This window comes from Salmonella sp. SA14318, from assembly GCF_029866905.1.
Taxonomy (GTDB): Bacteria; Pseudomonadota; Gammaproteobacteria; order Enterobacterales; family Enterobacteriaceae; genus Salmonella; species Salmonella enterica.
Window position 1 is genome coordinate 2,494,917 of record NZ_CP123282.1, and the last position, 13,898, is coordinate 2,508,814.

20 protein-coding genes are annotated in these 13,898 nt (G+C 46.1%); all 20 read right to left on the reverse strand.

What is annotated here, in order from left to right:
• Position 1: 1 nt before the first annotated feature.
• The 20 genes from ssaN to ssaE all read right to left on the reverse strand — a co-directional run bounded on the left by ssaN (position 2) and on the right by ssaE (position 13,898).
• Entirely contained in the window at positions 2-1,303 is a 1,302-nt protein-coding gene (gene ssaN / locus QEN32_RS11960; RefSeq protein WP_024156996.1) for a SctN family type III secretion system ATPase SsaN, read from the reverse strand.
• Entirely contained in the window at positions 1,293-3,338 is a 2,046-nt protein-coding gene (gene ssaV, locus QEN32_RS11965; protein ID WP_265322140.1) for an SPI-2 type III secretion system apparatus protein SsaV, read from the reverse strand. Before ssaV ends, ssaN begins: the two co-directional genes overlap by 11 nt.
• Positions 3,323-3,691, reverse strand: coding sequence for an SPI-2 type III secretion system apparatus protein SsaM (ssaM, locus tag QEN32_RS11970; RefSeq protein ID WP_000383700.1), 369 nt, complete (start codon positions 3,689-3,691; stop codon positions 3,323-3,325). The genes ssaV and ssaM overlap by 16 nt, the downstream gene beginning before the upstream one ends.
• Before the next feature lie 57 nt (positions 3,692-3,748).
• A complete protein-coding gene (ssaL, locus tag QEN32_RS11975; RefSeq protein WP_265322141.1) occupies positions 3,749-4,765 on the reverse strand; it encodes an SPI-2 type III secretion system apparatus protein SsaL in 1,017 nt (338 codons plus the stop codon).
• The gene (gene ssaK, locus QEN32_RS11980; protein WP_265322142.1) at positions 4,731-5,405 is read right to left on the reverse strand and encodes an SPI-2 type III secretion system apparatus protein SsaK; all 675 of its coding nucleotides are present in this window, start codon (positions 5,403-5,405) and stop codon (positions 4,731-4,733) included. The genes ssaL and ssaK overlap by 35 nt, the downstream gene beginning before the upstream one ends.
• A complete protein-coding gene (locus tag QEN32_RS11985) occupies positions 5,402-5,950 on the reverse strand; it encodes a type III secretion system domain-containing protein (protein WP_023194624.1) in 549 nt (182 codons plus the stop codon). The genes ssaK and QEN32_RS11985 overlap by 4 nt, the downstream gene beginning before the upstream one ends.
• 17 nt (positions 5,951-5,967) lie before the next feature.
• A complete protein-coding gene (gene ssaJ / locus QEN32_RS11990; RefSeq protein ID WP_000868145.1) occupies positions 5,968-6,717 on the reverse strand; it encodes an SPI-2 type III secretion system apparatus lipoprotein SsaJ in 750 nt (249 codons plus the stop codon).
• A complete protein-coding gene (gene ssaI, locus QEN32_RS11995; RefSeq protein ID WP_023194623.1) occupies positions 6,714-6,962 on the reverse strand; it encodes a SctI family type III secretion system inner rod subunit SsaI in 249 nt (82 codons plus the stop codon). Before ssaI ends, ssaJ begins: the two co-directional genes overlap by 4 nt.
• Before the next feature lie 11 nt (positions 6,963-6,973).
• Positions 6,974-7,264 (reverse strand): EscG/YscG/SsaH family type III secretion system needle protein co-chaperone, encoded by a 291-nt coding sequence (locus tag QEN32_RS12000; protein ID WP_000444713.1) that lies wholly within the window; start codon positions 7,262-7,264, stop codon positions 6,974-6,976.
• Positions 7,242-7,457 (reverse strand): type III secretion system needle filament protein SsaG, encoded by a 216-nt coding sequence (gene ssaG, locus QEN32_RS12005; RefSeq protein WP_000350226.1) that lies wholly within the window; start codon positions 7,455-7,457, stop codon positions 7,242-7,244. Before ssaG ends, QEN32_RS12000 begins: the two co-directional genes overlap by 23 nt.
• Before the next feature lie 93 nt (positions 7,458-7,550).
• The gene (gene sseG / locus QEN32_RS12010) at positions 7,551-8,240 is read right to left on the reverse strand and encodes a pathogenicity island 2 effector protein SseG (RefSeq protein ID WP_000805837.1); all 690 of its coding nucleotides are present in this window, start codon (positions 8,238-8,240) and stop codon (positions 7,551-7,553) included.
• Positions 8,237-9,019, reverse strand: coding sequence for a type III secretion systems effector SseF (gene sseF / locus QEN32_RS12015; protein ID WP_000690714.1), 783 nt, complete (start codon positions 9,017-9,019; stop codon positions 8,237-8,239). The genes sseG and sseF overlap by 4 nt, the downstream gene beginning before the upstream one ends.
• 15 nt (positions 9,020-9,034) lie before the next feature.
• Positions 9,035-9,469, reverse strand: coding sequence for a SycD/LcrH family type III secretion system chaperone SscB (gene sscB, locus QEN32_RS12020; RefSeq protein WP_000979963.1), 435 nt, complete (start codon positions 9,467-9,469; stop codon positions 9,035-9,037).
• Positions 9,470-9,520: 51 nt separating this feature from the next.
• Positions 9,521-9,937 (reverse strand): LcrR family type III secretion system chaperone SseE, encoded by a 417-nt coding sequence (sseE, locus tag QEN32_RS12025; protein WP_103133691.1) that lies wholly within the window; start codon positions 9,935-9,937, stop codon positions 9,521-9,523.
• Positions 9,938-9,939: 2 nt separating this feature from the next.
• Positions 9,940-10,527, reverse strand: coding sequence for an SPI-2 type III secretion system translocon protein SseD (gene sseD, locus QEN32_RS12030; protein ID WP_076937291.1), 588 nt, complete (start codon positions 10,525-10,527; stop codon positions 9,940-9,942).
• A gap of 15 nt (positions 10,528-10,542) precedes the next feature.
• Entirely contained in the window at positions 10,543-11,997 is a 1,455-nt protein-coding gene (locus QEN32_RS12035; protein WP_265322143.1) for a type III secretion system translocon protein, read from the reverse strand.
• Between the two features lie 2 nt (positions 11,998-11,999).
• Positions 12,000-12,473 (reverse strand): SycD/LcrH family type III secretion system chaperone SscA, encoded by a 474-nt coding sequence (gene sscA, locus QEN32_RS12040; RefSeq protein WP_000711023.1) that lies wholly within the window; start codon positions 12,471-12,473, stop codon positions 12,000-12,002.
• Positions 12,470-13,060, reverse strand: coding sequence for an SPI-2 type III secretion system translocon protein SseB (gene sseB / locus QEN32_RS12045; protein WP_000094420.1), 591 nt, complete (start codon positions 13,058-13,060; stop codon positions 12,470-12,472). Before sseB ends, sscA begins: the two co-directional genes overlap by 4 nt.
• A 6-nt stretch (positions 13,061-13,066) precedes the next feature.
• Positions 13,067-13,393 (reverse strand): SPI-2 type III secretion system chaperone SseA, encoded by a 327-nt coding sequence (sseA, locus tag QEN32_RS12050; RefSeq protein ID WP_000972855.1) that lies wholly within the window; start codon positions 13,391-13,393, stop codon positions 13,067-13,069.
• Positions 13,394-13,655: 262 nt separating this feature from the next.
• Positions 13,656-13,898, reverse strand: a complete 243-nt coding sequence (ssaE, locus tag QEN32_RS12055; RefSeq protein WP_000210204.1) for a YscE family type III secretion system co-chaperone SsaE — start codon at positions 13,896-13,898, stop codon at positions 13,656-13,658.

Here is a 13,898-nt window from a genome sequence, read left to right on the forward strand (position 1 = left end):
ATCACTCGGTGAGTATTTGGTGTAATTTTTCTATGAGTAGCTCGGGTCCGCATACTTCATCCTTACTTTGTCGCAAAAATGTGCAAATATCCGGATAGGTATCAATGGCTTTGTCAGTATCAGTATCAACTCCTCGCTGGTATTCCCCAATGCGTATTAACAGTTCAACCTCCTGGTAAAGCGCCAGGCACCGTCGCAATATCGCCGCCAGTTGACGATGCTCATGGCTGGTAACGACTGGAAAAACGCGGCTGAGCGTTGCCAACACGTCAATGGCAGGATAATGCCCCCTCTCTGCAAGCCGCCGGGATAGCACAATATGTCCGTCAAGCAGTGAACGGACTTCATCCGCCAACGGCTCATTCATATCATCGCCTTCCACCAGTACCGTATAAAATGCGGTAATACTGCCTTTTTCCCCCATTCCTGTACGTTCTAAAAGTCGTGGCAATGCACTAAATACGCCTGGCGGATATTCTCCAGAAACTGCGGTCTCTCCGGCGGCCAGAGCGATTTCCCGCGCAGCCCTGGCATAACGCGTCAGTGAGTCGGCAAGCAAGACGACTCGCTTTCCATTATCGCGAAAAAATTCTGCTATCGTGGTGGCCACAAACAGCGCCCTCACGCGCTCTAAGGCGGGTCTGTCAGAGGTTGCGACAACAATGACACAACGTTTTCGGGTCTCTTCAGACAGTGTAAAATCGATGAACTCGCGGACTTCTCGTCCACGTTCACCAATTAACACCAGAACATTGCAGTCTGCGTCTGGCGCATTACACAGCATCGCCAGAAGCGTGCTTTTCCCCACGCCAGGAGCAGAAAAAATACCCACTCGTTGCCCTTCACCACAGGTCGCAACGCTATCAATAGCGCGAATCCCCGTCATTAATGGTTGAGTGATAGGCTGTCGAACCATTGCGGGAGGAGGCATTGCATCATAGTCTTTCCAGCAGACGTCGGGCAGTTCGCGGCCATCAAGGGGACGACCAAAGCCATCAATGACTCGCCCTAATAACGCTTCGCCCACGGGAACCTGATGGCGTCGCCTTAAGGCCATCACTTGCTGCCCGCAGTGAAGTCCGATAGTACTCGTAAAAGGAGATAGCAAAGCTTTGTTGCCATTAATCCCCACGACTTCAGCAAGTTCTTCTCCAGGCTTTATACAGCACAACTCGCCCATAAATACCCCAGGCAACCACGCATTTAACAACGTTGCGCTGACATCCTGAATTCGGCCCCATCGACAATAACCATCGGGGGGCGGATATTTCAGCCTCAGACGTTGCATCAATTCATTCTTCATTGTCCGCCAACTCCTCTTCGCTAAGGTCAATACTTTCTACCACTTGTATAAGGCTCTCCTCTCCTAATTCCTGCCATGACAAAATCGGTACGTCGAACAAGGTGGCTTCTGTAATTTTTCGCAAGAAACGTCGGGTGTCGACAGAAGTGACAATGAATAATTTGGTTGACTGCTTCAGCGCCTGCTCGATAAGTTGCAGAATCTGCGTCTTATGACGAGACGACAGCGCAGTATAGGTCCCCATTGCCGTCTGGCGAATGGATTCACGCACGAGGTTCTCAATACCTTCGCCGATCCGCAAAATCGGCAGCGGTTTTCCTTCCGGATTAAGACGACGCAGAATATGACGGCGAAGCGCGATACGGACATATTCTGTCAACATCAGGACATCTTTTTCACGTGGCGCCCAGTCAATTAAGGTGCCGAAAATAAGACGTAAATCTCTAATAGAAACCCGCTCTGATACAAGCCGTTGCAAAGTTTCAGCGATTTTATTAATGGGTAACTGGCGCTGAAGCTCTTTCACCAGCTCAGAGTAGTTTTTTTCCATCGCATTCATTAGATAACGCGTTTCCTGAACACCAATAAACTCTCCCATATGCCGAAGCAGGACACATTTTAATAAGGTAGAGATACGTTGGCTGCCCGCGAAAACGTCCAGTCCAAAACCTTGCGCCTTATGGGCCATCTCTTTTGTAAGCCAACAGATCTGCCCCATCCCGTTCGGTAACGTCTGGCTGTCACCCACGACACTAGCGTCCGCGCCTATCAATAAATAATCCGCCTGGGCGGGAATAGATAAACTAAATACGGGTTCCTGATATAGCAGTACCGTCAATTTTTCGGTGGGTTCAGGCAAAACTTCAATATTCACCTCAGGGAGAGGAACGCCGGTATCCTCAAATAAAAACCATCGCATGGCGTCAATATCACGAATCAGGTCGGCAGAATGTAACGTCGGGGTAAGACGTAAGATTAGAGGACATGCGCCGGGAACCATACTATCTTTTTCCGGCGCTTCGACGCCATTTGCGGAAACCACAGACTTTTTGCGGCGAATGAGGATAATTGGCAATGCTAACAACGCTGAAAAGAAGGCGAGAGTGATAAAAGGAAAGCCAGGAATTAAAGCGAGGAGCATTAAAACCACAGCGGTTAATATGAGCGACTGAGGTTGTCTGGCAATTTGAGAACTCAACTCTGTCGCCAGGTTCTGGCGTTTCTCACCCGGAACACGGGTGACAATAATTCCCGCGCTAAGGGAAATCAGCAGCGATGGAATTTGCCCACACAAACCATCTCCGATTGACAGTACGCTATAAGTGTGAACAGCCTCACTCATCGACATATCGTATTGCACGATAGCGATAATGATACCGCCGATAATGTTCACCAGAACAACAATAATACCGGCAATCGTATCGCCTTTAACAAATTTCATCGCACCGTCCATCGCACCGAGAAAGCGGCTTTCCTGCTGGACGTGCTGTCTTAATGTACGGGCATGGTCTGCATCGATAACTCCGGCACGCAAATCGCCATCGATACTCATTTGTTTGCCTGGCATCCCATCAAGCGAGAAACGTGCGCTAACTTCCGCCACCCTCTCGATACCTTTTGTAATGACAATAAACTGCACGATAGTAATGATGGTAAATACGACCAACCCAACGGTGAGATTTCCTCCTACGACAAACTTACCGAAAGCATCCACAATATTACCGGCATTATGTTGTAACAGTACCAGCCGTGATGTGCTGATTGTGAGTGACAAACGATATAATGTAGTAATAAGTAATAAAGACGGAAATACCGATAAATCGAGAGGGTCACTAAGATAAATAGCAATTAAGAGCAGGATCACTGAAAACATAAGGTTGATAGTAATCAGGATATCAACCATCCAGGTCGGTAAAGGTAACAGCATCATCACAATAGCGATTAATAACACCGTCGCCAGAACCATATCCTGCCGACCCGCGCATACACTGAGCCACTGTTGCGCCCTGATTCCCTCACCTAACCATGAACGCATTGCGACTCCAGAAATTTTATTTGTCGATGATGTAATCGTAACCAGAGCTCGGCGGAGCTGGAAAGAGGAGGAGAACAGCTCATTGCAAGCCCATCGCGCAACAAAAATAATCGTTGAGGAATACCCTGGAACGCTGCAGGTTTCCAGTGAGTTAAGGCTTTAAAAAGCAGATCTTCGTCTAAGAAGGTTTGCTTGAGTATCTGACATAAGTGAATACGACCGTTATGATAGTTTAGATAGGTTTCATATTGTCCTTGCCGCCAGAACATATTGGTTGCTAAAGGCCGTTCAGCTAATCCTGCTAATTGAATAAAAAGCTGAATATTACGTTCAGTAATGAGATCCCAATCCATCCTGCCGCCTCATGATGAGCCAGAACGCCAATTTACCTAAATATTGAAAGCCAGGTATCAGAATAAAACCTGATTTACCTTTACTTCACGAAGCGTTTCGAGAATTTGTTCACGTTGATCTTCGTCGTTAAAACAGTTATCGGGTATCAGCATAAACTGCGCATCAAGTTGTTGGAGTAACCGATTGAACATCTTCGATGAAGAAACTATAGCGGTAAGTCTATCAAGCAACCAATCACTGAAAAGCCAACGCTCACAAATGATATCGAGTAGTAGCGGCAGTAATGTATTAGGCGGCAACTGGCAAATCCACTCCTCACGCTGGCACTCTTTTTCAAGGCCAAGGAATAACAACAAACGACGCAAACGTACTAATGCTGCGGCCAAACGACTTTGCTCCGAGGGTTCGATGCATATGCTAAGTTCAAAGGCTATTGCTCTTAGCAAAATACGGACCCGTTCACAGCGATCCGGCCAGTCTGCCACGCGTCTGAACCACTGCGATAAGGGCATTTCATCGTTGTCTATCGCCTGTTGCATAAAACGCTTCAGCGAGGACAGCGTAGCGGTATCCACTTCGCCAAGTTCCAGTAAACTAAAAACGGCAAGTTCCCATCCCTCCTCCGCTGTAAGCGTATCCAGTTGCGATTGCAAATCGCGTTTTTTCTTTTTTGACAACCCGTCGGCAGTAAGCGCCATTGCAAGAGCGATAATTTGATACGCATTCTGTAAATCAGGATCACTATTCTCTTCGGTAAGCGGACGCAACGTTGCCCCATTATCCTCCTGTATTTGTTTTATCAAACGCAGCAAAGCCTGCTGTCTGCGCTCCAGTTTCTCAGCATCCGTGAATTTATAACTTTCGCGCAGTTTACCACTCAGCGCCATTCCTATTTCCTCCATCGTCTCATAGAGCGCTGCCCCCGTCGTTTCCTGTAACTCCTGGAGAGCTAACATTGAAGGCGAAATAACCTCTTGTTCCTCTATAACCTGACCAGGGGTAAATGCTGTAGGGGGCGTCATTTTTATCTCATTAATTTTAATATTCATCGCTACCTCTTTTACCTTCACCATTACGTAACCATTTCAGTAACGCGTTGAAATGACGAGAAAGTGAAAATTCAACGGCATATCGTGTTGAGGAAAGTTCAGCCTGATCGGGAGAGAAACCAGGCTCGATAATCAACGTAAACCGCTTGCCAAAAGTTTCACGCATCAATGCCTCTTTTTCAGGATGAATACGCAAATAAAGCGCTCCCTCTTCCGCCATAGCCGTGGCCTGGCGTGCCAGACGATGGCACATAACACTGTCTACCGACTGTTGGTCGAACCAGGCCAACAGAACCTGTTCTATACTATTTTTAATATGATGCGCTGCTTGATCGACCAATGAACGAAATTGATTTTCATCGTCTTGTAAATGTTTTACATGCTGTTCCAGCCATTCCACTTCCATTTTTTCCAGCGTATTTTTACGCAACCACGCTAGTTCTTGTTGCTGCTCAACTTTCTGTTCACGCTGATAACGATAGGCATCTCGGATGATTTTTTCAGCCTTACGGTAAGCGGAGCTCACAATAGCATGTGAAACTCTCTTAGCTTGTTGCTCTTGTGCAAATAAAGTTAATTGTAATGTTATCCACGGTGACTCAATAATATTTCGAGCGGGTAGCTTATGATTAATTTCCGTCAGAGGAAGTGAAGTAAAACTCATAGCAAATGCTCCATGAAGATAATCTCGGTAAGAGAAGTCTTCGGCCAAAGTATACGCTGCGGAGGGGGTAATAATACTAATAGCGCATGTAAAACCGCATCATCATGCGCTTCCCGATTAAGAATGGCGGTACCGATCTGCAATGCAGTTTGTTGCATCACTTGCGGAGGAAGTAATTTGCCATCTTTTTGCCCCAACCAACCATATAGCTGCCAGATCTCATCCTCGCTAAACCACTGTAGAAGCAATTGCCGATACTCTGGTAGCATAAAATAGTCACTACACCTGAGTTTGAATAATCCCAGCCCAAAGGCAAATGCCGATATACGCGGCGCAAGACGAACCTGCCGTTTTTGCCTGTCATTTAAACAGGCTGGAATAACAGAGCTTCCTCTTAGTCTATTTAACGCTCTGTCAAGAAGACGATCCAACTCGGGCCGATCGCCATAACGCCAGCAGTTTGAAGGATGAAAACCCAGCTTATCCAGCCATTCCGGTACAGCGTAACGAGCAGGTTGCCAGAAATAACGATAAAGTTGCAACACCTCGGGATCAGGTCGGCTCAAAAACGGCGTCTCAGGCAAAAATAGCCGATCAGGATGCCCACTCCTAATAACAGTCCTGTCAACGATAACATCAACTGATAAGGGTATTTCATCAACCACTTCACCACCTTCCCTTTATTGGCGTTGATCACGTCCATAATCCAGAATGTTTGTCTCGCGGGTACGTCAGGTACCATTCTGAATTCAGCAGGCTGCATCAAGATACTAATCTTACTGTATTGCAACCCAGGGATTGACATCTCTATTAAATCTTTAATTTTTACCCGAAAGGCCTCCATATTGACCTGAGGTGAATATTTTATAAATACGGCAACTGAGCTCGGAGAAGCGTTACTTCCCTCATCATAAGTCGGTAGCGCAATGGTCACTTTTGCATTAATTACGCCCTCCATCTGACTCAGCATTCCTTCAATTCTTTGTTCTTTTAAAAAATTAATCTTCTGCTGTTCTTCCTGGGGTGATACCACTAACTGATTAGCCGGAAACATCTTATCCGCCGTTGTAAACTGACGATGCGGATAACCGTTAAGTCTAAGTAGCTCAACCGCGTTAATAAACTGCGACTGCTCGACACGTAAGGTAACACCGTCCTCTTCCTGTTTTTTTTCCGCATCGATATGATGCTGCATAAGTAATGCCAGCATTTGATTCGCCTCATCTTCTGGCAATGAGCGATAAAGATCCACATCACATGCCGTAAGAAAGAACGTAAGGACAGTAAGAAATACTATACGCTGAACCTTCATGTCATGCTATCCAGCTTATTAAGCGCTTGCGATGCTGCGCCTGATATTCTGGCAAGATAATCGACGCCTACCGTTAACTGCATATAATCCATTTGACTGGTCAACATAACCTGCGGTAATAAAGCACTGGCGTTACTGGTGGATGCATCATCTTTCAGCAATTGTTCAAAAAAATTAATTTGCTCCTGGCTCGGTTCTGCAGAGGACTTTACATAAGATTGAGTGCTTACAGGCACTACGCTCATATCAGAAATATTCAATTTTCAAATCCCTCATTTGGTGCAGGAAATAACAGGCGCAGCGCCATAGCCTCTGGCAAATCAATATCCGATAAAATTTTTGCGGCTTTTAGCGGCTCATTTAAACCCGCCAATAATAATGCCAGACATACCAACTGTAATTTTTTATCCGGAACAATAACCGTTAGCGCTGGTAACATCGCATGTACCTGGGAAATCAGGCTATGGTTAACGCCCGCAAACATGATTTCCAGCAACAACCGTCGAACATCGTCGCTAATAACTTCAGATTTTAGCAATGATTCCACTAAGCATATCCTTGATCATTTTGATCAGTGAACTTTCGTAATTAATAAATGTAGAATACTGCTGTAAGGCAAATTGCGCTTTAATCATCGATTCTGGGTTGAGCAAATCATTACCATTCATTTTGTCATTAATAGCCTGGCCTGCCTGGTGCGCCATGTGGGAGAGCATATCCACTAATTGTGCAATATCCATAATGCTTTTCCTTAAAATAAAAACATCGTAAGGATACTGGCAACATAGCAAAATTTAGAAAGCAATGAACATCCGGTATATACCTGAAAACGATTACTCCGGCGCACGTTGTTCTGGCGTCACCTGAGCCAACAAACGATATAATGGGCTGCTGACCTGCATACCGGTCATTGCCATCCCATCCATACCGAAGCGAGTAAAACCCATTAGTCCGTAGGTAATATCATTAAGACGCTCTAATAAATGAGGCTGTAGTCCCAAACTACCACTCCAGTATGAATGTGTCATTACCGTCGCGGTTAAGACTAATCTACCGCCCAGGGAGACGGCTTTAGCAATCGCCATACTTTTGCGTTGATTGGCGAAACAATTAGCAATATAAAAAACGGCATTGCCTATACTGTCGTGAGCCATAGGCAAATGATGTTTATGATGGTAGATAAGACAGGCGACATCCGCGATGGCAATAGCAAGGCCAATTCCCGCCAGGGCTAAGAGCGGTGCGCCTCCACCACTTAGCACTGTTAATGCTATTCCAGCGGAACAGCATAAAATCTGTCCGCCCAAAATGACCGTTTGCCAACTAAAAATTTCTTTTGGAAAACACTCTATCACTCGTTTCGCAAGTCCGGCCAATAACCGCTCATTTCCTTGTTGAGGACCTATTCTACCACTCTCCATATTGGTTTCCGGATGTGGCAATGAGGGACATGGAGGTGATTCCTCAGGCGCGTTAACAGGACGTTGCCCTGCTACCTGAGCATTTGGGCTAACAGGTTTCATGGTTCTCCCTGAGATGTATGACCAGAACTGTCTATTAATGCAGGTGTAGTAGCAGATTGGCAGAGCGATGCCATTTGTTCCGCCAATAACGCACTAGGATCGGCATAAAGTTCATCAACAGAATTTTCCTGATCGTCGCCAGAGGGGCGGGCAAGGCAATAATCCAGTACCGCACCTATCGCCGTCAGGCTAACGGAGGTAATTACACTCCCCATGTCCAAAGAGGCCGCTATATTTTCAGCGGCGGGCAGTGGAAACTGTAGTTGTATAACCAACGAAGAAATAGCGATTCCTGAACGTATTAATAAAGAAAGACAATTAGCAAGGGTGTTAGCGCAGTTAAGACTTGCCCCACATTTTAAGGCCAGCGCACTGACCACAAGAGCAACGCTATCACTGGCGGTTTGTAACGGCTCCTTTTGCTGACATATCAATTGATAATTATGATACGCACAGCAAGCATCCCCAATAGCAATCACGAGCGCCGCCCCCGCAAGAATAGCAATGGGTAATCCTGCCCCGCCAGAAATTACCGCTGCAGCAACCGATAATCCAAACACGACTGTCGCGCCCAGCGCACGAATAGTGTATTGCATAAAATGTATAGCATAATCCCTCTGCTGCCTTATTTGTTCAGGCGTAAGCAGCACAGGGGCTGCGGGGGTGCCAGGGGCTGGAATTTCAGGGGGAGGAAACGATACCTCCTTCGCTTGTATATCGGAAGGAGGACTATTACCATCGACTATATTACTTGCCGCTGACGGAATATGAATTTTCATATTTCGTTCTGTTATTTAAGCAATAAGAGTATCAACCATTATTTGCGCATTCTGGCGAATCTCACTCCATGAGGCATCCGCATAACTCATCTTGATTGCGGTTTGAAAAGCCTCTCTCGCCAACCCGGGTTCCCCCATCATTTTGAGACAAACGCCCGTTTGGTAAACCGGTTCTGGATGGCTGGCATCCAGCATTAAGGCATGTCCATAGAAATTAATGGCCGTCGTGTATTCTTTAAGCATCATCCAGGTGCCAGCCAATGCAATATGGGCACGCCAACTCCATGGCTGGGCCATCACCAGCCAGCTAAAATCGATTACGGCGCGCGAATAATCCCCCTCCTGCCATGAGGCGTAACCACTGGCATAAACGGTTTCCGGATCAACGGATAAGAGCTGTTTCAGAATGTCTTCGGGTATTTTATTTTTCTGATCTTCTTTCATCATCATACCTATTGATTGTTATTTTCACGTGATAATGATTTACGTCAGGAAGGTCATTTAAAAACGTCGCTGGATAAGATGCTCGGCGGATAAAATTGTCCAGTTATCGCCATCAAGCTGTGTAAAGGTCGCTCCCATTACTGTCAGGATGCGCAATAATTTCCTGCGTAGCATGGCTTTTTTTTCATCCAGAACGTCGGTGATTATCAACATCTTTAAACATGTTAACTGCGGGTGATGCACAAATATCCCGCGTAAAAGTCCCAGTAAGTGAAACAATTGCTGTGGTCGAGGTTGCCCGGGCGTCAAGCGCCTGAGCTCACAAATAATCATTTCTTTTGCCTCAATACGATAGATCACCAGGTAAGGCGATAATATAAACTGCTGCCCAAGTAATATAGCGGTCTCCCCTAAATATGCAGGCTCAGTAAACACCTGATGCCGACGCAACCATTGCTCTATTTCTTGCACCATGTTTACCTCGTTAATGCCCGGAGTATTTCAGCAAGAACCGCGACCAGTGACGACCCCACACCGATGATTTGCTGCATAATTTCACCTGCTTTCTCCATAATTTCCGTCAGGGATTTATTATAAGATTGGGCCCCATTTTGTTGCAGGTCGGCAATCGCTTTATCTTGATCACTTTGACGTTGCGCTACACCGGCCCCCAGGCCCATGACTCCCCCAGCAGTGTGGCCTACGGCTTGACCCGCTATAAGACCGGTCTCCCCGCCTACGGCCCCTAATCCTATCGTCAGCACGCCCGACAATATTGCGCCACCCGCAGTAATCATTGATGCTCTAAACGCTTCATCAATTGTTTTCATTTGCGTCTGTAAAACATTGACTTGCAGTTCCCAGGACAGTCGTTGTTTTTCTACGTTATAGTCGCGCATGATATTGCGCAGCTTTTTGGCAAGCTCCATTAGCTTCATCCAGATATTATCAAATAACAGAAGCATTGATTCAGTACCCATTCCCTCCCCGGAGGGAGATGGAGTGGAAGAAGGCGTTAACAAGGAAGGCGCTGGTAATACCAGTGCTACGTTACTCGCTTCCATATTTTTATCCTCAGATTAAGCGCGACAGCCAGCTATTCTCGCCTGAACGCTACTATAGTGATCAATGGTATCTAATGCATCTCTAAGCGCGGCACCACTACTCTTATAAAGCTCCTCTAAGCGTTTTTGTTCTATCTTTTTTTGGTCTTCCGTTTGTTGCATTATGAAATCCAGAAACCGTTGCTGAGTTATTAATTGCTCTATTTTCTTTTCGAGCTTCGCTTTATCTGCGTTAACCATGCCAGTATTCATCTGATTGGCGCCCTCGGTTGCACATCTGATAGCCTGTAAGCCTTTAAATGAACAATCACTCAGTAAGGCATACAGGATTTTTTTGAACATATTCCAGAGAACTTTATTACGAAAATTTTTTAACAGAAACTTTCCCCCTTCTTGCGCATATTTTTCCAGGGCTTCTTTTGCCGCTTCTTTTGCCATGGCTTTCACCCCCTCTTTCGTAAAGCTTTTTCCCGCGCTTCGCGTCATATTATTTTCTACCTTACGAGAAAACTCAGCAGACTCCTCTTCCATCTCGCCCGGCGAAACCATTTCACGTTCAATCGCCTCAAATTGTTTGGAAAAATTTTCGCTCACCTCTTCGCCAAACTTTTCAGCCAACTCCTCTATTTCTCCTTCCCCTGCACCTACCATACGCTCAACCATTTCTTCGCCTAAGCCGGAGTCAAGCACTTTTGCAGCTGCGCCAGATAAGCCTCTCGTCGCCATAAAAGCACGACCAATCTGGAAAACATCCAGTGCCATCGCGACGACTTCACAACCAACTTGAATTTTACTTGCCACGTCAATAATCGCCTGACAGGTATCGTGGTCAGCACCGCACATCATTGCCGTTTCGGCTCCGGCTTTAACCATTCCTGCACAACCTGCGGCCATATAAGCTACGCCGCTAGCCATTTCTGCGGGATTACCGGACAGAAAACCCTCCACAACTTTTAAGGCGCCAATCACAGTTTCAAATATGCCTGTAATCCAGTCAAAAATAGCGCCAAAAATGCCCGCTTTACGCGCTTTATCCTCCTGCTCTATCGCTTTCTGGATCTGCTCCTGATACTCCTTTACCTGCTTATTACGTAATGCATTTTGCACCTCAGTTGCCCGCTCAAGCTGTTGGCATAACGATTGAGCGTTATTACCAAAGACGTTGAGTATTAATGTCGTCATCATCATTGATAAAACAGTGGGATTGATATGCAAAAAGTCAGGCAATGATGGACGCTTATGATTTCCGGGTACGGCATCAAGCAGTTGCTTCAACGCATTGCTTGCCTCCTGAAGACTAATTTTCCCTGATAGCAGAGACGTGGCGTTGCCATCACCAAAAGTAGAATTCACACGATGCTGGCGCTTTCCCAGCGAACCCGAGGAAACGCAACTGACATTGCTTAAGTGATGATGTGTTAAGGCGGTTACTCCTGCGGCGCTATCGCTATTACTGTGAATTCGATTCATTTTTAGCTCCTGTCAGAAAGTTGCTGTAACATCTTTTCTGCACGTAATCGAAGGATTTGATGTTCACTGACCTCGCCGCAAATACGCACCACGGCCTTTAACGCTTTTATTGCATAACAAACGTTATCACACGCGAGGTAGCATTCCGCTGCGGCCCATGGCGCCTGCGGCGCATCAATCTTAATTTGCGCCGCGCGTCCATAAGCGTATATCGCTTCCCCCCAATGTTTTTGAGCCTGGCAGCATTCCCCTAACCGAAACCAATAGTCAAATGACCAGGCATCATATATCGTCAGCAATTGAAAAAGTCGCGCTGCGCCAGCGAACTCTTTTACCTCCATAAGCTGCATGGCATAGCGATACAGAGTATTAAGCGGCTGTGTAACATCGTCATCCAACAACATACGCAGCGAGCCGCCACGCCGGAAAAACCGCATCGTGTCATGTGCCTGTTGTAGGGTCGGGTCTTTTTTCATGAATACGTTTTCTGCGCTATCATACTGGAAATCTCCCCCCACTTACTGATAAGCCCCGTCAGTTGGGTAAGGACAGCGTTAAGCTCCTGAGACATTTTTTGAATTATTATCTGCCCCTGACTCATAAGATCGGTATTCCGGTTGGCATCGTTATCCAAAGCCGCTTTGACCGCCTGTAGACCACCTTTATCCAGCTTCCCATGATCGCCATATTTAGCCATATATTCATCAATGGTCAGACCATCGATGAGAATACCGTGTTCACGCATGTATATAATTACGTCCTCAGGCACCTCCTCTTTGGTTTTAGCATCTCCCTTGGCTGCTTTAGCAATCACCTCATCCATCTCATTTGACTTTTCCTGGGTATTTCTGGCACGTTCAGCGTTCTGCTGGACTTCAATAAATTTATCGTTTGCGATAGCCTGAATAACCATAAGGAGAATAAGCAAAACACCATACCCTTCGGCAAACGGATTTTGCTGGGATAAGTCATCCTGCCCCCCGGTATCAGTGTTACTGACGCCGAAGCTATTTTTAAACACAATAGGGTTTTGATTTCCCCATAAGATGTTTCCTGAAGACATTATGCTTTACCTTTTTGTTTTTCCTGACGGTATCTCCACCGGGGCTTGAGCATTAAGTTGTTTCAGTCGTACTTCAAGTTGTTTAAACAAACTTACTATTTTCTTTAAATCCTTCTCGGCCTCCTGGTTAACCCCGGCAACGCCTTGTGGAAATAGGTTATGAAGGATACTCTCTGTCTCTCTGCTTTTTTTGGGGCTCTCTGCCCTTTCAGCAAGCTGTTGACTCACCTTAGCCCGGATTTGGTGAAATTTTTTAAGACAGTGATTTAGCTGCATATAACTTTGCTCTAAATCACGATATTCACTAAACGCAGCCTTTTTCTTTATCATCATTCCCCTCCATATACACGATAGATAATTAACGTGCTAACTAAGAGCCTATCCCATTAGGGCTATTTTACTTGCCATTTTGGTCCTGGGCAGTGCTCGCCAAAACGCGTTAGCGTTTTGAACGCCGCTAGCGGCGGCCCGAAGGGCGAGCGTAGCGAGTCAAACCTCACGTGCTACGTGTACGCTGCGGTTTTTGCGCGCTGTCCGTGTCCAGGCTGGCTGCGCCAATAACGCCTGGTGGGATAGGCTCTAAGATATTTTTACTTTACTCTTGCTCACTCACTACAAGTGCGCTGTTATGGTAACGATAATAAATAATGTTGATGATATTTTCGGCCTGCTCGATCGCTTCAAGCAATAAGGTGTTTTGCTGATATTGCTGCGGATCCTGTAACCTACCGTTGTTCTCTTCTAACTGTTTCCGGGCAGCCCTTAATTGTAAAATTATGCCTTTGGCCTCTTCACGCGAATGAAGCAGCAAATCTTCTAACCGGGTCAGAGTTGTCAT